The organism is Clostridium sp. LIBA-8841 (assembly GCF_057782475.1).
Window position 1 is genome coordinate 2635731 of sequence record NZ_CM173488.1, and the last position, 19285, is coordinate 2655015.

The following is a 19285-nucleotide window of genomic DNA, read 5'->3' on the forward strand; positions in this document are numbered from 1 at the left end:
AACTTCTTAAATTCTTATTAATCAACCTCCACCAACAAATGCAATAATCTCAATTATATCTTCATGATTTAATAAAATCTCATCATAACTACAAGAGTTAATTATCTCTTTGTTAAGTTCCACAACCACTCTATTTCTATTTACATTTAAACTTTCTAATAAATCAGAAACTGTATTAAGGTTTTCTTTATTTAATTTCTTTCCATTAACAATCATATCTTCACCTCTTTCCCTTTAAATACCGCTTTATACCAACAAAAAAAGGTTTAGCAATATTGCTAAACCTTTTAAAATATATTTTCTAATTAATCATAATAATATTTTCTAATATGAAAAATCACAACTTAAAATATACTTCCCTACGTTGGTATTAACCAAATCAGGTTATTAGAGTTAGGATATTAAATCCCTCTCAGCCTTTTACAGCACCCCTAGCAATATCTTAAAATTTATTTGTTTTATTCATCATAACTCAAAAAACATTTTTTATCAATTAGTTTTTTCCACGCTTTCCATTTTTTTATTTTTCATATTTATTAATTGCTTATTTAACATAAGTGTTAAAATTAATCCAACTAAAGCTATCATAGCACATGTTAAGAATAATTTAGTATATCCTGTATTCATTACTTGTTGGAATGTAGTTTCTATAGCATTTTTAGCCCCATCTAAGCTTTGCATATATGATTTTTGAATCATATCTATATTTACATGAGGATTATTAGCAAACTTGTCACCTAATGATGCAAATTGTGATTGCACCATATCCTTTATAATGCTGAATATATTAGTAACACTTGCATTTCCCATTGAATTTGCAACGTGTGAAGATCCTCCACCATTTGCCATAATATTTGACATTCCATCTACATGAGGCATAACTTTTTGTAATGCATCTGGTACTCTTCTTCCAGCATCTGATATAAAGTTAATAAGTATGTTTGGTGATACTGCAATACCTATAGATTTAACTAATGATACTGCTGATTGTCCAACTGTAGCTTCATTATCAGGTACTAAGCTAAGCATTAAGTAGTTTATTGGTGTTCCCATAGAAAATCCTAAACCAAATCCCATAATAGCTAATCCTATTATTAAGTTAACCATACTTGGATGTTTAGTTGTTATATACCCTTGATAAAGGTTTCCTATTATAACTAAACTCATACCTATTATTAATACCTTTTTAACACCTATTTTATCAATAAATTTACCACCTAAAGGTGCTGCTATACCTACAAATACTGCAAATATTGTAACTATATATCCACCACTACCCATAGGTGTTCTTAATATATTTTCACTAAATTGAGGAATGAATACTGTTGCCATTAATCCACATCCTACAACGAAACTTAATATTAAAGTTATCGCTATTTCCTTATTAGTAAAGTAGGATAAGTTTATTACTGGATCTTCTGCTTTCTTTTCTACCCAAACTAATACAGGAATTGATATTACAAATATTAAAAGATATGGCCAAACATCTAATGATTTTATTGAGTCCATAAAATCGTAGAATTTTAAGTTTGTAGCTCCATACATTAAAGATAAAATTAATACAGTTAATACTCCTGAACCTAATATATCTAACTTCTTAACTCCTTGTGCAGAAGTATTCTCTTCTAATTTAGTTGCTAAAAGTAATATTATTATACTTATTGGAACATTTACTAAGAATAAAAATCCCCAGTTTTTATCACCAAAAATAGAAAGTATTCCTGAACCTAAAGTTGGTCCAATTACTGTTGCGATTCCATATACTCCACCAATCATTCCTAAAGCTGAACCTCTTTTTTCAACTGGGAATGATGTTCCTATATAAGCTGTAGCTATTGGCATTATTCCACCACCACCTATAGCTTCTATTACTCTTGCACATAATAAGAATCCATAACTATTTACATAATCTGATACTCCACATAATAAAGAACCTAGTCCAAATAAAGTTATTGAGACCATGTACACTTTTTTTCTTCCGAACTTATCAGAAAGTTTTCCCATGATAGGCATTGATACTGCATATGCTAAGGTATATATTGTTATAACCCAAACACTGGCATCCTGTGAAACCTTTAATCCATCAGCTATTATATCTCTTGCTGGTGATACAATTCCTGAATCAATAGCCCCCATGAATATTCCTAGTAAGAAGACAGCCATAGTGATTCCAACTGATTTCTTTTTCATAATCGTCACCCTTTCTTAAACTATAAACTTGTCCTTACTATGCCTTTTATTAATATTATTTTTTAAATATTATTAATAAAAAACACAGTGAACTACGTTCATATTACTCCTTAAAGTTTATAAAATCAAAGAGTAAATTTCCCCAAATTCTTCTAAAATCCCAAACAAACAGTTATATTCCTTAACTTTATTAATAATTAATTAATATTTTGTTCATATATAATTTTAAAATAAAGCTACCTTAATTATTCATCAAGGTAGCTTTCTATTATTTCATTTGTTCAATATTTTCTTTTAATTTTCTTATTTCTTCATCTTTTTCTCTTAACTTACTTTCATAGTAATTATCCTTATTATCTAAACTATTATTCAACATATTGATTAATGAAGCCATTTCATCTGCACTTCCTACAATTCTATTAAAAAGCAATAGATTTGATTTTAATATTTCAGGTATTTCATTATGAGAATATCTAAGCCTATGGTCAATTTCCCCATATCCCTCTTCAAAAATAGTTCTTACTTGAATCTCTGCAATAACCTTTTGATTTGTTGGATAACACTCCACAAGATAATGAACAGACCTATACCCTGATTGTCTTGATATAACTTCAATACCTAAATTATCAAATATAGTTCTGTCATCTCCATCTCTTATATTAGCTGTTATTTCAATTACATTCCATGTCTTTATTATAAAATCATGTATTGCCTTCCATTGATCTTTAAATATATGTAATACCCTTATACCTATCAAATCAGTTATTTCATTTTTATAATTTTCAACATTAAAATAAAAATGTTCACCATATTTTTCTTTTCTATCTTCTGTTTTTCTTATTATTTTTTCAATTAATCTTTCCGGATTTTTTATTCTTGATTTTACAGAATGAACATTTTCATTTGAACGTAATATATTCGCTATGAAATCTGCTTGATTCTCATAAGACTCTTCATATTTCACAAAGTCATAAAATATTTTTTGTAAATCTTCAAAATTAATATCATTCTTTTCTATGTATTCTTCTACATGAGGATATTTTTGGAGAAAACTTTCTTTATTTAAACTTCTCATAATTACCTCCCCTTATTTTAATTTAGTACTATATATTAAATCTCAATAATCCTTACTTTTTTATTAATTTCTTTAAATCTTCTAACCCCAAGGCTATTTCTTCCTTAGAAAAATTATATTGTTTAAGCTCTTCATCACTCTTTTTATCTAATAAGCTATACATCTTCTCTCCTATTTCATAAACTTCCATAGAAGGATTTTTCTCAGCCTCTCTAAAAAGCATATCTTCTGCTTCATCAATTTTTCCCTTAGATATTAATCCTCTTAAAGTTATCCAAAATATATCATCTTTTGAATAAGTATCAGCCAAAAGAAAATCATTTTCTCCATCTTTATTTAATAAAAATCCCATTTTAACACCTACTTTTCTATTTAAATATCTCTAAATATTCTTCATACCCTTTTTCTTTTAGTTCTTCCTTTGGAATAAATTTTAGTGAGGCTGAATTTATACAATATCTTAATCCACCTAACTCTTCTGGTCCATCACAAAATACATGTCCTAGATGAGAATCGCCTAATCTACTTCTAACTTCTGTTCTAATCATTCCATAGCTTTTATCTATCTTTTCCTTTATTATACTTCTATCTATTGGTTTTGAAAAAGCAGGCCATCCACATGAAGAAAAGAACTTGTCCTTAGAAGTGAATAAGGGTTCTCCAGTTGCTACATCAACATATATTCCTTCTCTATCAAAATCCCAATATTCATTTGTAAAAGGTCTTTCGGTTCCATTTTCTTGAGTAACATAGTACTCCTCATCTTTTAAAAGCTTCTTTAGTTCTTCTTTTTCTTTCTTTGCATATTTCAAAATAATCACTCCATTTAAAAATTTAATTTCATTACTTAAATTTTTTCAAGATAATTTTTTATAACTTTAATTATTAGTTCTAAGGCTCTAATACTTTCTAATACATTTCCTTTTATACACAGAGAATGTCCTGCATCTTCTATTTCTAAAACATTAAACTTTTCTTCTTTTATTTTCTCCAAATTATCTGAAGATATTAAAGCATCCTTAGTACCTGTTATTATTAAACTTTCTTTGTTTATGTTATCCTTAAAAGTTTCATTTATAGGAGTTAAATAAATATTTTTAACCTCTATATTATAAACCTTTTTAATTTCCTCACCTATTTTATTTTGTAATACTGTACCTAAACTTTTTCCTATAATAACTATATTTTTATATTTTCCTGTTCTAAATTCCAAAGCACTAAAAACAACATCTAAGCTTTCCAAGAATAATTCTCTAATGTCCTCTTCATCATGTCTATTGAAAGTTTCCCTACTAACTTGAAATCCATATTCTATTCCTAAACAATCATAATTTAAGTCTAGAACTAATTGTTTTGAATAATCCAGTATTGCTTTATCCAAGGTATATCCTAATCCAGGTAATAAGATAACCAAAGTTTCACTTTCATTGCAAATTAATTTATTATTGGTTCTACATTTCCACATAGATTGTTTCTCTATATTAAAACTCTTCACTTTTCGCACCTTCTTTTTAAATTCTATTATATAATTATATACGAAATTTTTTCAAGAAAGAAAAATGATGTTTTATTAAGTAAAACCTTAATAAAACATCACTCTCTTCTATTAAATGTCCTTTATTGAATTTTCCATTTCTGTTAACATTACATCTGTTGATTGTAATCCTGGCCCACCTAAGTACCAAGCCTTCGTATCTAAATAAACTATTTTCCCATTTTTATATGCATCTGTTCTTTGTACTAATTCATTTTCAATTATACCCTTAGCAGGTTCTTGCTTGCTACTTGCTACTATGCCCTTATCTATTACAAATAAATATCCAGGATTAATATTTGCTATATATTCATTAGAAACTGTTTGTCCATGATTTTCAGTTGTTATATTTTCATCTGCTTCCTTAAAGCCAAATTCTTTGTGAATAGTACTAAATCTTGAATCTTTACCAAAAGCACTTATTTCGCCATCATAAACCATTGTAATTAAAGCTTTTTCATCCATATTAGAAGTTTTTGCATTTATATTTTCTATTCTAGTATTTATATCTTTTATTTTATTATCCACAAAATCTTCCATACCGAAAACTATACCTAATGTCTTTGCATTATTTTCTAATGACTCAAAATGATTATTACCATTTCCCCCTAAAAATAATGTAGGTGCTATTTTAGATAGCTCATCATAATGTTTTTCTTGTCTTCCTTCTATTATTATAAGATCTGGTTTTAATTCATTTATAGTTTCCATATTAAACTCTTTTAAAGAACCTAAATCTTTATAATTATCACCCTTATACTCATCTAAGTATTCTGGTAAACTACCTTTAGGTAATCCTACAACTGTGCTTTCCTTATCCATTTCGTCAATTATATCTAATGATGAATAATCTAAAACAACTACTTTTTCTGGGTTTTTAGGTACTTCAATTTCCCCTTTTCTATCTGATACCTTCACCATTTCCTTTGCAGCCAATGCCGTGTTTTTGTCCTTCTCTCCTCCAAAAAGAGCAAAGCCTCCTGCCACTAAGGCTATACTTATCCCTACTATAGCTAAAACCTTTTTATTCATATATATATCCTCCTAAATTTTATTTTATTAAAAATAAACACATAATTTATTTCCATTGAAATTTTTAATTTCAAAATCTATTTCATATATATCCTCTAAGAATTCTTTGCTAATTATCTTAGATGTATCATCATTTCTAGCAATTTTACCATCTTTTAATACCACTATATTATCTGAATAGAATGATGCAAAATTTATATCATGCATAACTATTACTACTGTTTTGTTCAAATCATTTACTAATCCTCTTAAAACCTTCATCATCTTAACTGAATGTTTCATATCTAAGTTATTTAATGGCTCATCTAGCAAAATATACTCAGTATTTTGGGCTATTACCATTGCTATATATGCTCTTTGTCTTTGTCCACCTGAAAGCTCGTCTAAATATCTGTTTTCTATATCTTTAAGTTGCATATACTCTATTGCATTATCAATATGTTTCTCGTCTTCTTTAGTAAGCCTTCCTTCATTGTGAGGGAATCTTCCAAAACTAACTAACTCTCTAATGGTAAGCCTAACATTTATGTTATTAGATTGTCTTAGTATTGCTATTTTCTTTGCTAGTTCTTTATCATTCCACTTTTCTAAAGGAACCCCATCAATGATGACTTCACCCTTATCTTTACTCATGATTCTAGAAATCATAGATAAAACAGTACTTTTACCTGCTCCATTTGGTCCTATAAAAGATGTTATTTTTCCTTTATTTATATTAAAGGACACATCATCAACAACAAATTTATTACCATATTTTTTACTTAAATTTTTTATCTCTATCATTACTTACTCTCCTTTAACAATAAATATAAGAAATATGCTCCACCTATAAAGTTTATAATTATACTAACTGTACTTGTGTAGTTTAATATTCTTTCTACTATAAACTGTCCACCTACCAAAGCTATTACCCCCATTAGAGAAGCTCCAGCTATGAGTACACTGTGTTTATAAGTACTAAAGAACTCATAGGATAAATTAACTATTAATATCCCTAAAAATGTTATTGGACCTACTAAAGCAGTAGATACTGATACTAATATAGCCACAACTACTAAAATCTTTTTAGATAATTTATCATAATTTATTCCTAAGTTTATAGCATTTTCTCTTCCTAAAAGTAAAACATCTAATTTCTTTATATCGTCATACATAAAAGCAAATATTAATAATACAATAACTATAGTTATAAATAATATATCTGTATTCACATTGTTAAAACTTGCATATAAGCTAGTTTGTAAAGCTTCAAACTCATTTGGATCTATTAATACTTGCATAAACGTTGATAATGTCTTAAATAAGGTTCCAAGTACTGTTCCCACTAATAACAAGAAATAAATATTATTACTCTTTTTAAACATAAATTTATAAAGAATCAAACTTGAAATTATCATGCATAAAACTGATACTCCAAAATTAACTTTATGATTTAACATTACAACGCTACTTGTACCAAATATAAATACAGATAAAGTTTGTACAAATCCATACAAGGAATCTAAGCCTAATACGCTTGGAGTTAAAATTCTATTGTTAGTAACTGTTTGAAATATCATAGAGGAATATGCTATTGCCCCTCCTGTTATAATTATTGCTATAACCTTTGGTACTCTTTTGGAAATATTGTAATCCCAATTATTCTTATTTAATCCTTGAAATAAAAACAATAGTACAACTGATAAGGCTATAACTCCTAATAATATTAGTTTTTTTCTATCACTTTTTGAAATTGTCCTATTCATTTTTGTTCCTCCTAAAAATAAGATAAAGGAATACTATACTTCCAACAGTTCCTACAGTTACACTTATAGGAATCTCATAAGGATAAATCATTAGTCTTCCAACTATATCACATACAAGAACAAATATTGCTCCAAATAAAGCTGTATGCCATATATTTTTGCTTAAATTATCTCCCATCTTTAGAGAAACTATATTAGGGACTATTAGTCCTACAAAAGGAATATTTCCAACAGTTATTACAACTAAAGCTGATACCATAGCTACTATTGAAATACCTATATTAGCTACCTTATTAAAATCTAAACCTAAGTTTTTTGATATATCTTCTCCCATACCTATAATGGTAAATTTATTAGCATATAGTAATGCAATTATCATTAAAGGCACTGTTAAATACATAAGTTCATAATTACCTTTTAACACCCCTGAAAAACTTCCTTGCATGAAAGAACTCATATTTTGTACCATATCAAACTTATAAGCTAAGAAGTCTGTTATAGCACCTATTACATTTCCAAGCATAATACCTAGTAAAGGTATAAAAACTGCATTCTTATACTTTATCTTTTTTAGAATTTTCATAAAAATAAAGGTTCCTATCATTGCAAACATAAAAGCCCATATCATCTTCTGCATAAGAGTTACAGATCCTAATAGTAAAGTAGCAAATAAAATTCCTAACTTCGCTGAGTCTATTGTAGCTGCCGTTGTAGGAGATACAAACTTATTATTACTTATTTGTTGCATTATAACTCCCGATACACTTAATCCTACACCAGCAAATATTATGCTTAAAAGTCTTGGTAATCTACTTATTAAAAGCACTTCTATCTTGTCTGTATTTCCAGCCAATATATCTTTAAACCCAATATCATAAACTCCTATGAAAATTGATACAAATGATAATATGATTAAAGCTAATATTAAGTATCTCTTTTTCATAAATTAAACTCCTTAAATAATTAAATTTCCTATGTTAAAATTAACCTTTAATTCCTTACACTTTATCATTCTAATGATAATAATTATCATAGTCAATACATAATCAATCTCGTTAACTATTTATTATCATTAGTAATCATTTATACACAAAACAGGAATTTTTTGTATTTTATTTTTATTTAAAAGGAAATCTTAGTAAATAGCAGAATATATACTATAATCTCTATTTTTAGGAAGGAGTTTCTCATGAATATTGACGACTTAAAAGAAGTTCAAGTAAAAAATAATAAGATGATTTCTGAAATTCATTTTAAAGAACAATGTAGTTGGCTTAGAAATTCAAAAAAGAAGAAAAACTTAGAAGAAGATTTTTCAAAAGAAATCTATGATGAGTTTCAAGAGAAAAAAATTTATCTAGAATTAGTTGAAAAAGAAATTAAAGATATTTTTTCAAGCAAAGAATTTACAGCTAAAGAGAAAAAGCATATATATGAATTAACTAATGAGGCTTTTTGGAAGTGGAAAATTAATATAAATAAAAAATAATAAAGCATCATTAGTATTTTTCTAATGATGCTTTATTTTTATTTACTTTGTTCTGTATTTGTTTCTTCTGTATTATTTTGAGCTTTATTATTATCTGCTCCTGACTTTGAAGTATTTTTTATAACTTTAAATTCATAATCTTCACTTTTATAATAATCTATTATTTGTGGTAATATTTCTACAGTCTTTTCTTTTCCGGCTGCATCATGCATAAGAATAACTACATGATTTTTTCCTTTTGATGTTTTCTTAACATAGTTAAGCATTTCTTCTGTAGAATATGGTTTTCCTTCTGCATCACCATCTAATGCATTCCAGTCAACATTTACTATTCCATTTTCTTGTAATGTATTATCAAATTTTTGAAGAGAAGGATCTTTATAATATTTTCTTGTACCATACCCTCCTGGCATTCTTAGTACTCTACAATCAAATTCTTCTCCTAAAATACTTTTCATTATATCATTAGTCTTATTAAACTCATTCATAAAAGTTTCTATATTTAACTTATTATTTGGATATAGCTTTTTGAAGTCATGACTATAACTGTGATTTGCAATAGCATTTCCACCCTTTAATTCTTCTTTTAAATACTCTTGTCTTTTAGAGTCTTTTTCTATACTACTACCTAAAACGAAGAATGTTGCATGTACATCCTTTTCTTTTAATATATTTAATATCTTTTCTGTTGAATTTGATGGACCATCATCAAAGGTTAAAAATACATATTTACCATCACCTTTATATGTACCATCAGCCATTTCTTGAACATCTTTAGCATCAACTGCATACTTGTCCGCTTCATATGTAATATTCATACCTGGCATTACATCATCTGGATTAGGTTTTGCCTCCTGAACCTTATCAGCTTGTTCTTGACTAGTTGAGCTTTTGCTTTTAGCTGAACTATTTCCTATCATTGTAACAACTTTTGTACCAGCCCATAATAAAATTATAATTCCTAAAACTCCTAAAAAGATTTTTAAAAAATCATTTCTCTTGGAATTTCTTCTTTTTTTTGAAAATATTCCTTTGCTCATCATTTCCTCCTATGTTAACTTCATTTAAATATCTTTAGAATAAATCCACTTGTCCACTTATATAATTATCTTTTAAAACTTAATTTTTATCATTTCAAAACAGTTACATTTTTTTAAATAAATATTAATATTTTAAAATCAAACTCAATCCCTATTATATATCACTATTGAATATATTTTCCAATATAAAAAATGAGAATAAACTTAAAATATCAATGTTTATCCTCTCTTTTTATTAGTTAGCTTAAATTATTTTTAAAATACATAACTCCATATACTATTGTTGAAGTTAGTAAAAGTATTAATTGAATCAAAGAAATACCACTTATTAAACGGCTATTGATCTTTCCATAAATAAAAGTTCTTCTCACTACTTCTATCATTAAAAATATAGTTAAAATCTTAAGGTATATTTGTTTATTTTCTAAATATTTGCAATAACATATGTATAGAAGATATATAAGACATATAACAACTATTAAACTTATAAGAAAATCTCCATTTAGCATCCTCTCACTCCTTACCAAAACTATATTTTAATTGAGTTTTACAATCCTATAATTTTATTTTACAATAAAAAGTGCTTAATAAATATAAAGGATGGTTAATAATGAAAAAATTTCACAAAATTTTTATTTCCCTATTCATAATTGTACTTATATTAATCATGTTCTACTTTATGAATAAAGATATAATAAACATAAATACCTTGAGGAACTTAATTTTAGATTCTGGCTATTTTGCTCCATTAATATATATAATAGCCTTCTCCCTAGTACCATTAACCTTTTTCCCAGACTCTCTATTAGCTATCTTAGGGGGAACTCTCTTTGGGTTAAGTAGAGGTTTTTTATATACAAGCATAGGAGCTTTAATAGGTGGAAGTATTTCTTTTTTTATCTCTAGGATATTAGGACAATCTTTTGTAGAAAAGCTAGAAAATGATAAATTAAAAAATATTCAAAACCTTCTAAAAGATAATGGGTTTCTAATGATTTTACTTTTAAGACTAATACCTTTATTTCCATTTGATTTAATAAGTTACGGTGCTGGTCTTACTAAAATATCATATAAAGATTTTGTTTTAGGAACTTTAATAGGAACAATTCCTGGGATACTTGTCTTCGTAAATTTAGGAGCTCAATGGATTAGCTTTAATAAAGAAAGCATCTATTTATCAGTAAGCTTACTAATTTTATTTATAATAGTATCTTTATTCCTAAAGAAAATTTATATCAATAAACATCTATCTAAAGAAAATTAATATTTAAACTTTCTTTTGTATAAAATAGAAATAGCTATATCAAAGTTTAATCTTTACTTTGATATAGCTATTTTTTACTTTAATTTTTGGCTCCGTTTTAAACTAATGTTCATTTTCATCTAGGTCTGAGTAGCTAGTTAAAAATCAACATTAACTTAAAACAATGCCTAATTTTTATAACTACTCATATTTAGTGTAGGTATATTATTTTTTCTTGCCCATCTATTAAACATATTAAAAACATGCTTTTCGTCTAATTTATCTCTTAGTTCCTTTTCCTCCTCTTTACTACAAGATAAATATTCTTTAAATAAATCTTTCTCACTTCCTGATAAAGATTCTATAAAATCCTCTTTTTTATCTAAAGGCATATTATTGAATTGATTTTTAAAATCAGCATTAAAATCTTTTCCTACTTGCCCATTTGAATTTTTTGAGAACCACTTAAAAGCAGCCTTTACATTAAGCAATGATTCAACTAATAATCCTATTGCTAAGATTACTATGCCTACTACAATTAAAACCTTCATTTTATCATCTCCAAACTAAAATCTATTATATACAAAAAGGAGTGTATTAAAAATTAACTTCAAAGAAAGTCTTTTATAGTTTTCTTCGATAATTTAACTTTAATACACTTCCTTTAAATTAGCTTATGTAATTCATAGGATTTACCCATTCACCATTTATCATTATTCCAAAATGAAGGTGTGGACCTGTACTATATCCAGTTGATCCTACATAGGCTATTACTTGTCCTTGTGATACTTGTTGACCTGCTTGTACGGCAAGGCTAGATGAATGACCATATAAAGTGCTTGTACCATCACCATGATCTATTATAACCATATTACCATAAGCTGTATTCCATCCTGCTTCAACTACAGTACCTGACTTTGAAGCCAATATAGGCGTTCCATAAGGTGCACCTAAATCTGCGCCTGTATGCACACTTTGTTTTCCTGTTACTGGATGTGTTCTAGGACCAAATGGATCTGTAACTCCACCTGGAGCTGGTCTCATAAATCCACTTGAAGTATTTGTGTTTCCACCTGAACTTCCATTACTTCCTGAGTTTGATCCTGAATTACTATTGTTTTTATTAGTATTATCATTTGCCTTACTACTATTATTTTGATTTATTAAATTATTTATATAATCTTTAAGATTTGCATTGTCTTCTTGATAACTATTTATTTCATTTAATACATCTTTTTCTTTTTGGCTTAAACTATCTATTTCTGCTTGTTTTTGTGCCTCTAATGAATTTAATTCTTTTAATTGAGATTCATACTGACTTACTAAAGTGTCATATTCTTTCTTTTCAGTTTCTAATCTAGACTTTTGATCTGATAAATCTGTTTTTTGACTTTCTAATTTATTCTCTTCATTTTTCAGTTCGTCTTGAACTTTCTTTATGTCATTTATTAACTTATTATCAGTATCAACAATATATTTTATATTTGATACATTACTTATGAAATCCCCTACATTCTTTGATTCAAGCATTATGTATAAAAATTGGTTACTTAAATTTGACTTATATGCACTTCTTATTCTACTAGCAAGTATTTCTTCTTTTGCTTCTTCTTCTTTTTTCTTCTTATCTATACTCTTTTGAACATCGCTAATTTGAGTTTCTAAATTATTTATACTAGTCTTTAAAGAATCAATATCCCCTTTATATTCATCTACTTTCTTTTGTGAACTAAGTAGCACTTTATTTTTTTCAGCTATTTGATTTTGTATTTCATCTATTTTACTTTGAGCTTTATCTTTCTCAGAATTTATGTCATCCTTCTTATCTTTAAGCCCATCTATTTTGCTATTATTATTATCAATTTCTTGTTGTGCTTCTTCTTTTGTTTTAGCTTGTACAATATTACTACTGTTTATTGAAACAGCAAAAATCATTGTTATGCTAAGTATAACAGCCGTTAGTCTTCTTCTGTTCATAATATTTCTTCACCTATCTCTTTATATATATTATTTTGCTAAAACACTACATACCAAAACATTATACACTATAAAGATAAATTTGTTAATATAGCCAGTATACACTATAAACATTGTTAACATTTATTTAACCTTAATTTCAAAAAGACTATATAAAAACCAGCTTTCTTATATTTGAAAGCATGTTTTTATATAGTCCTACTTACGAATTAGAATCTTTCATTTGAAATTTCATCTTCAATAAGTTCTTCTAATGTTTTGTACTTACTACCTTCTTTTAAGTAATGTTTTTTTATACTGTCTTCCATTTCAGATAATGAAACTTCAGTATCAAATTCTTCTTGTTTAAAATCTTGTTTCATTCTTTTATATATTCTTGTTATTATATTTTCTTTATCTTTATTACTTATTTCCTTACTCATATGTCTATCTCCTTATTTAATTTAATAATTTATTCATAATTATATTATACACATAGCCTCTAATATATTAAAGTGATTATTAAAATATATATTATTCTTTAAAGCTTTTTTCCTATTTAATGTTATAGTTATTTTACTTTAAGTAACTAGAAAAGATTGATTAATATTAAAAGTTCTAATATAAATATCATTGATAAATTTAAATTTTTCTTTGGCTCTGAAAAAATAAGGAAAATTTAAAATTCTTAATATGATTCACCAAATCTCCTATTTTTTCTATACTATTACTAGTATTTTAATTTTAGGAGGTTTTTTATGAGCAAATCAGCGTGGGATTATACATTAGAAATCCTATCCTTAATGGGAGATATTGATTATTATAATGATTTACTAAGTAAAAATTTAAATCCTAAGGATAGAGAAATATATTCTAGAAAAGTAGATGCTTTAGAAAGTAATCTTTTCACTATGAAAGAAAAATTGAAAAATACATTCATTCTTTAAAGTAGCTTAAAACAAGCTACTTTTTTAATTAGTCTATATTTTAGGTGAATGTTAATTTTTAGCTAGCCGTTCAGACCTATCTAAAAATTAACACTGATTTAAAACAGATTCTTAAATTAAAGCTACTTATACATTATACCTATTCATAAGAAAAAAAGGTTCAACTTCAGAAGTTGAACCTTTAAACAAACTCAATTATATTCCCAAATATGCCGTCACACTTACAATTTTATACCTGCCTCTCGCAGGTGGGTTCTACTCAAACTAACTCGACCATCTTCTGTCACAAAAGTGAAGTTAAAAACTTGAAGTCCGATTTCCTTAGCTATTTTGCAAATCCCGTATTTAACATGTAGGTTAAAATTAATAAGCTTCGCGTACATCTCAGGATTGATTATGTTTTTATTATAACATAAGAATTTTAAAAATCAACCTTGATTTTTTAAAATTTTTTTACCTTAATTCATCTAATATTTCATCTACTTCTAATTCTTCATCTTCAGGTAAAAATACAGCTATGAATTGCTTACCTGAATAATTAGTAGCATCAATTTCATATCCTTCAGCCTTAGCTATAATTTCAAACTCTTCCATAATTTCTTCTAGAATCTCTTCAACATTATCTGTTGCTATATCATCTAAATATGGAATAACTCCTTCCACTATCCATGGATTACTATCCTCTTCATAATCTGTTTCATCATTTGCACAAGCCTTAGCTCCCTGTATTTCTATATCTTCAAAATCATAATAAAACTTAAGGGCCAATCTGTTATCTTCAGAAGAAACCTCTTCTACTTCTGTTAATCCATTGGTAGATAAATAATTTATTATCCTGTACTTATCCATAATATCCCCCTTTTTATTTTAATATAATAATTTTTTATATTCTTTTTTTACTAATCTAAATTCTTCATCGTCTTCAACTAAGTTATACTCAACTGAATCATTTACTTTATCAACTCTAAAAACAAAATCATCAGCTTCATCTCCTTCACCATCTACTGGTGAAAGAACTATATATTCTTTTTTATTTTTTTCTCCTAAATATATCTTAGCAACAACTTCAAATTCAACTTTATTTCCCTCTTCATCTCTGAAGGCCATTATTTGTTTTTCTTCCATACTAATCCTCCTAAATCAGCCTATTAAAGGTGATTTTTCATCTTTATAATATATATATTCATAATGTAATGCTCTAGTTAAAACAACATATAAAAGTTTTTTATCTATTTCATTATCATTATAATTTTCTTTACTTAAATTATAAACTATAGTGCAATCAAATTCTAACCCTTTAGTAAGATATGCCGGTATAATTATTAAATTCAAATCAAATTCATTTTGATCATCCTTAATTAGTTCAAAGTCATACTTGGAATATTTTTTAATCGCAGTTTTTATTTTTTTACATTCACCAAGAGTTTTTCCAACTATAGCTATTGAATTTTTTCCTTCACTCTTTATTTTTTCAACTATCTTATCTAAACTTTCACAAAAATCTTTTGCATTAGTAAATGATATTTCTTCTGGAACCATTCCATGTCTTAAAACTGGTTTTGCTGGTTTTTCATAAGTTTTTTGTTTAACTAAAACCTTATTAGCATAGTTTATTATTTCAACTGTACTTCTATAACTTTGACTTAGATGCTTATATTCTGCATTTCCATCATATACTAATTTAATAGCTTCTCTCCAGTCATTAATACCCTTAAAAGAATATATTCCTTGACCAATATCTCCAACTATGGTTAGTGAATTTCCTGAAACCATCATAGACATAACATATAATTGTAGCATAGAATAATCTTGTGCTTCATCAATTACTATGTGTTTTAACAGACTACTTTCTTCAATTCCTTCTATTCTAAATTTTAAATAAAGCATAGCAGCTAAATCATCTGCATCTATTATTTTTTTATCTATATTATTAGCCAAATTCTCTCTCATATATACAGCTAACTTTTCTGGAATTTTTCCTGCAGTTATTTCATCAAAAATCTCTTTATTTTCAAATAAAGTTCTATAAACATTAGTTGTGTCTATACCTTTCCATTGGTTGAAATATTCATTAAACTCTTTTTTTGCTGATTTCTTTATCTCTTTTTTATGATTATCTCTCTCGTCATAAAGCTCAATAAGCTTTTGTCTTCTCTCTTTAGAATCTTCCATTTCCTTTTTAAGTCTAGCTATTCTATATTCGTATTGGAAATCAACTTTATCTAAAACCTTACTTATCTTTTCTCCTAATTTTTTAGAAAAATAATTTTTTATTTCATCTTTTCTCTTATTTACAGGATACTTTATTAAATCCTTTAAAAACAATCTCTTGATTTCTTTAGAATCAAAAATTGAGTAACCGCAAACTCTTATATTATCTATATTACTGTCTTCTCTTTCAAGAACTTGAATATATCTATCTAACATTTCTTTAAAAAGTATAGAACCTTTTATTTTACTATCACTCATTATGTATTTATTTTTCTCTAAATCGTTCTCTAAAATTTCTACTAATTTTTTATCTTTAGTTATGACTTTTCCTTTTATCCCTAGCTTCTTTAAAGCTAATTCTTCAAAAGTCTTCTGTTCAACCTTTTCAACACCAAGATTAGGTAATACCTCTGAAATATAGTCTAAGAATATTTTGTTTGGTGCTATAACTAATATGTCCTCGCCTGTTATATTTCCTTTATATCTGTACAGAAGATATGCCAATCTATGAAGAGCTACAGTAGTTTTACCCGAACCTGCTGACCCCTGTATTATTAAAGGGAAATTTTTAGGCGCTCTTATTATATCATTTTGCTCTTTTTGTATTGTAGCTACCACATCTTTTAACTTTGTTCCTGTACTATTTTCTAGGTTTATTCTAAGGAATTCATCTATTAAACCATCGCCCTCTTCATTAAGACCAGATTTTAAGATTATTTCATTTATTCCTTCATCAAAACATTCTTTAAGATTATGGTCATCATCAAAAAGGAATTTTCTCTTTAAACTAAGCTCTCCCTCAATTACCCCCATAGGTGCTCTATAGTACGCTTTTCCTTGCGTTCCACTATAATAAAGGTCTGCTAAAGGTGCTCTCCAATCTATTACCTTCTCTTCCCCTTCCATAATATCTCCAAGACCACATTTACCTATATAAAAACTTTCAAAATCTTTTCTATATTCTCTAAAATCAATTCTTGCAAAGTATGGCTTATCATAAGCTTCGTTAAATTTATCTAACTCCTTTGATAAAAAATCAACAGATTTCTTAATTATTTCTATTTCAGGATCATATGCTCCTTTAGATTTTTTATTTAAAGCATCTAGTTTTTCATCTGTTTTAGATTTTTCATTTTTCAATCTTTCTTGTTCACTTGCAATCCATGTTTTAGTTTGTGAAAGTGCTTCTCTTTCATAACTTAAAACCCTATTATCGCTCATAATAAATACCTCCTTCACTAAGTAACTTTATTAAATTTTTTCCATAAAAATCATCAATGAATTTAATTATACTATCTTAAGTGTAACTATACAAATTTTATAATAAAAATTATAAATAAAAAGAAAGATTATTTATAATAACATTATTTTTTGATAAAAGGACAAAATACTAGGGAGGTGATATTCATGGAAAAAGTTACAGATAGAACTCCAAGCGAAGCTCTAAATGATAGTCTCAAAGGACTTTATATGGGTATAGATATTTTTGATCACTACTCCAAGAAGTGTACATCTAATGAACTTAAAAATTTACTTAGAGATGTTATAAACGTATACCAAAAAGAAGCCACTGAAATTTCTGCTAAAATTTCATCATTTGGTGGCTCTCCAGCATCTAGTACCGGTATAGTAGGTAAGGTTTCTGAGGCTCTCTACAACATAAAAACTCTTACTGCTGATACGGACAGTGAAATTCTTAAAGAAAGTATAAAAGCTTCTAAATCAGGAATAATCATGTTTCAAAAATTACTACAAGATAAAGAAAAAGAATTAGATTCACATTCTATTAATCTAATAAAAAACATGATAAAAGAAAATGAAGAGCTTAGTAAAAAGTTAAATGAGTATTCAAGTCCTCATCAAGCTAATTTCTTCTAAAATAAAATAGGTGCGTATTAATATAAATACGCACCACTTTACATAGCCCACTTTTTATCCTTTGTAAAAGATACATTTAGCCATTTTTCATAAGCTATGTGATTCAACGAATTAAATATTTCCTCTCTTAATGTATCCATTTCATCTAAGGCCTTAATATTAGATTCTTCATTATATATAAAATCTATTTCTATCCTTAAATCTCTTCCAGTTTTTGAAACTCTTGTAATGGCTTCTTCAAACCTATACTCTTCCTCTATTCCTTTTACAAGCTGACTAATTTCTGAAGTTATGCTATCATCAGCTTTAAATTCTAGAAGCTCTTTAAGTCCATCTATAAATGCTTTTACTGGCATTTTTATAAATATTGATGAACACATAATAACCATTAATGGATCTAAGTATTTAGTAAACCAAACAAGTTCTGTATATTGAAGTATGTTTGCTATTAAAAATCCTATTAAAACACCCATACTTAAAAGAGTGTCCATAAGCCATTGGTTACTTTCCACTGTTAATAAACTTGAATTTGTTGTCTTCCCTTTTCTTTTTAAGAATATATATGCAATTCCACATCCTAAAGTTGATATTATGGCATATATTAATGCATACCCATATTGAACCTCATTTCCACCATTTAATAAATCTTTAATTGCTCCAGTAAGAGAATACATACACATAATAAATATTGCTAAAGATTTAATTATAACTATCAAAGGCTCTATCATTCTTTTCCCGAAAGGATATTTTTCATAATCCTTTTTGTTTATATATATAATTCCTAATACCGATAATATTGATAAAATTACACTACCTAAAGAATATAACCCATCAAACAAAATCATTTCTGACTTTACAGTTCATCCCCATGCAATTCCTAATACTGCAAAAAATAATGCTCCTAATGCCGATATTTTTAATAAATAACTTTCATTCTTCATAAAT

23 protein-coding genes, 1 other RNA gene and 1 riboswitch are annotated in these 19285 nt (G+C 27.0%); of the genes, 4 read left to right on the forward strand and 20 right to left on the reverse strand.

Annotation, left to right across the window (positions count from 1 at the left end; all coding sequences use genetic code 11):
- Positions 1–21: 21 nt before the first annotated feature.
- The 10 genes from thiS to AC2A4K_RS11410 form a co-directional block, all read right to left on the reverse strand.
- Positions 22–216, reverse strand: a complete 195-nt coding sequence (gene thiS / locus AC2A4K_RS11365) for a sulfur carrier protein ThiS (protein WP_322502608.1) — start codon at positions 214–216, stop codon at positions 22–24.
- Positions 217–339: 123 nt separating this feature from the next.
- A riboswitch (TPP riboswitch) is annotated at positions 340–443 on the reverse strand.
- Positions 444–489: 46 nt separating this feature from the next.
- Positions 490–2190: an MFS transporter gene (locus tag AC2A4K_RS11370; protein WP_322502609.1), complete on the reverse strand. Its 1701-nt coding sequence runs from the start codon at positions 2188–2190 to the stop codon at positions 490–492.
- Positions 2191–2458: 268 nt separating this feature from the next.
- The gene (locus AC2A4K_RS11375; protein WP_322502610.1) at positions 2459–3265 is read right to left on the reverse strand and encodes a RelA/SpoT domain-containing protein; all 807 of its coding nucleotides are present in this window, start codon (positions 3263–3265) and stop codon (positions 2459–2461) included.
- Positions 3266–3317: 52 nt separating this feature from the next.
- Positions 3318–3617, reverse strand: a complete 300-nt coding sequence (locus tag AC2A4K_RS11380) for a DUF6483 family protein (RefSeq protein ID WP_322502611.1) — start codon at positions 3615–3617, stop codon at positions 3318–3320.
- Between the two features lie 16 nt (positions 3618–3633).
- Positions 3634–4077: a peptide-methionine (R)-S-oxide reductase MsrB gene (gene msrB / locus AC2A4K_RS11385; RefSeq protein ID WP_322502612.1), complete on the reverse strand. Its 444-nt coding sequence runs from the start codon at positions 4075–4077 to the stop codon at positions 3634–3636.
- 35 nt (positions 4078–4112) lie between these two features.
- Positions 4113–4760 carry an alpha/beta hydrolase family protein gene (locus AC2A4K_RS11390; protein WP_322502613.1) on the reverse strand — a complete coding sequence of 216 codons (648 nt, stop codon included), beginning with the start codon at positions 4758–4760 and terminating at the stop codon, positions 4113–4115.
- 111 nt (positions 4761–4871) lie between these two features.
- Positions 4872–5831 (reverse strand): siderophore ABC transporter substrate-binding protein, encoded by a 960-nt coding sequence (locus AC2A4K_RS11395; RefSeq protein ID WP_322502614.1) that lies wholly within the window; start codon positions 5829–5831, stop codon positions 4872–4874.
- A 27-nt stretch (positions 5832–5858) separates the two neighbouring features.
- Entirely contained in the window at positions 5859–6614 is a 756-nt protein-coding gene (locus AC2A4K_RS11400; protein WP_322502615.1) for an iron ABC transporter ATP-binding protein, read from the reverse strand.
- Positions 6614–7576: an iron chelate uptake ABC transporter family permease subunit gene (locus AC2A4K_RS11405; protein ID WP_322502616.1), complete on the reverse strand. Its 963-nt coding sequence runs from the start codon at positions 7574–7576 to the stop codon at positions 6614–6616. The genes AC2A4K_RS11400 and AC2A4K_RS11405 overlap by 1 nt, the downstream gene beginning before the upstream one ends.
- Positions 7569–8519 (reverse strand): ABC transporter permease, encoded by a 951-nt coding sequence (locus AC2A4K_RS11410; RefSeq protein ID WP_322502617.1) that lies wholly within the window; start codon positions 8517–8519, stop codon positions 7569–7571. The genes AC2A4K_RS11405 and AC2A4K_RS11410 overlap by 8 nt, the downstream gene beginning before the upstream one ends.
- 246 nt (positions 8520–8765) lie before the next feature.
- Here AC2A4K_RS11410 and AC2A4K_RS11415 point away from each other — a divergent pair, with 246 nt between their 5' ends.
- Complete coding sequence (locus tag AC2A4K_RS11415; RefSeq protein ID WP_322502618.1) at positions 8766–9065, forward strand: hypothetical protein; 300 nt, start codon at positions 8766–8768, stop codon at positions 9063–9065.
- 38 nt (positions 9066–9103) lie between these two features.
- Here AC2A4K_RS11415 and AC2A4K_RS11420 read toward each other — a convergent pair whose 3' ends face one another.
- Together AC2A4K_RS11420 and AC2A4K_RS11425 are read right to left on the reverse strand one after the other, a co-directional pair.
- On the reverse strand, positions 9104–10105 hold the full coding sequence (locus tag AC2A4K_RS11420) for a polysaccharide deacetylase family protein (protein ID WP_322502619.1): 1002 nt from the start codon (positions 10103–10105) through the stop codon (positions 9104–9106).
- A gap of 239 nt (positions 10106–10344) precedes the next feature.
- On the reverse strand, positions 10345–10614 hold the full coding sequence (locus AC2A4K_RS11425; protein ID WP_322502620.1) for a hypothetical protein: 270 nt from the start codon (positions 10612–10614) through the stop codon (positions 10345–10347).
- A 101-nt stretch (positions 10615–10715) separates the two neighbouring features.
- Here AC2A4K_RS11425 and AC2A4K_RS11430 point away from each other — a divergent pair, with 101 nt between their 5' ends.
- Positions 10716–11369, forward strand: a complete 654-nt coding sequence (locus tag AC2A4K_RS11430; RefSeq protein ID WP_322502621.1) for a TVP38/TMEM64 family protein — start codon at positions 10716–10718, stop codon at positions 11367–11369.
- Between the two features lie 167 nt (positions 11370–11536).
- Here the strand turns inward: AC2A4K_RS11430 and AC2A4K_RS11435 are convergent, their stop codons facing one another.
- The 3 genes from AC2A4K_RS11435 to AC2A4K_RS11445 form a co-directional block, all read right to left on the reverse strand.
- Positions 11537–11899, reverse strand: coding sequence for a hypothetical protein (locus tag AC2A4K_RS11435; RefSeq protein ID WP_322502622.1), 363 nt, complete (start codon positions 11897–11899; stop codon positions 11537–11539).
- A gap of 118 nt (positions 11900–12017) precedes the next feature.
- Positions 12018–13325: a murein hydrolase activator EnvC family protein gene (locus AC2A4K_RS11440; RefSeq protein WP_322502623.1), complete on the reverse strand. Its 1308-nt coding sequence runs from the start codon at positions 13323–13325 to the stop codon at positions 12018–12020.
- 209 nt (positions 13326–13534) lie between these two features.
- Positions 13535–13747, reverse strand: a complete 213-nt coding sequence (locus AC2A4K_RS11445; RefSeq protein ID WP_322502624.1) for a hypothetical protein — start codon at positions 13745–13747, stop codon at positions 13535–13537.
- Positions 13748–14062: 315 nt separating this feature from the next.
- On the opposite strand from AC2A4K_RS11445, the gene AC2A4K_RS11450 reads away from it, so the two are divergent.
- On the forward strand, positions 14063–14251 hold the full coding sequence (locus tag AC2A4K_RS11450) for a hypothetical protein (RefSeq protein ID WP_322502625.1): 189 nt from the start codon (positions 14063–14065) through the stop codon (positions 14249–14251).
- A gap of 196 nt (positions 14252–14447) precedes the next feature.
- On the opposite strand, the gene ssrS is transcribed toward AC2A4K_RS11450, so the two are convergent.
- The 4 genes from ssrS to helD form a co-directional block, all read right to left on the reverse strand.
- Positions 14448–14645: non-coding RNA, 6S RNA (ssrS, locus tag AC2A4K_RS11455), on the reverse strand.
- A gap of 59 nt (positions 14646–14704) precedes the next feature.
- Positions 14705–15100 carry a hypothetical protein gene (locus AC2A4K_RS11460; protein WP_322502626.1) on the reverse strand — a complete coding sequence of 132 codons (396 nt, stop codon included), beginning with the start codon at positions 15098–15100 and terminating at the stop codon, positions 14705–14707.
- Between the two features lie 18 nt (positions 15101–15118).
- A complete protein-coding gene (locus AC2A4K_RS11465) occupies positions 15119–15376 on the reverse strand; it encodes a DUF1292 domain-containing protein (protein WP_322502627.1) in 258 nt (85 codons plus the stop codon).
- A gap of 15 nt (positions 15377–15391) precedes the next feature.
- The gene (helD, locus tag AC2A4K_RS11470; RefSeq protein WP_322502628.1) at positions 15392–17683 is read right to left on the reverse strand and encodes an RNA polymerase recycling motor HelD; all 2292 of its coding nucleotides are present in this window, start codon (positions 17681–17683) and stop codon (positions 15392–15394) included.
- 186 nt (positions 17684–17869) lie between these two features.
- Between helD and AC2A4K_RS11475 the strand changes: the two genes are divergently transcribed.
- Positions 17870–18340, forward strand: a complete 471-nt coding sequence (locus tag AC2A4K_RS11475; protein ID WP_322502629.1) for a DUF2383 domain-containing protein — start codon at positions 17870–17872, stop codon at positions 18338–18340.
- Between the two features lie 38 nt (positions 18341–18378).
- Here the strand turns inward: AC2A4K_RS11475 and AC2A4K_RS11480 are convergent, their stop codons facing one another.
- Positions 18379–19185: a cation diffusion facilitator family transporter gene (locus tag AC2A4K_RS11480; RefSeq protein WP_322502630.1), complete on the reverse strand. Its 807-nt coding sequence runs from the start codon at positions 19183–19185 to the stop codon at positions 18379–18381.
- Positions 19186–19285 lie beyond the last annotated feature (100 nt).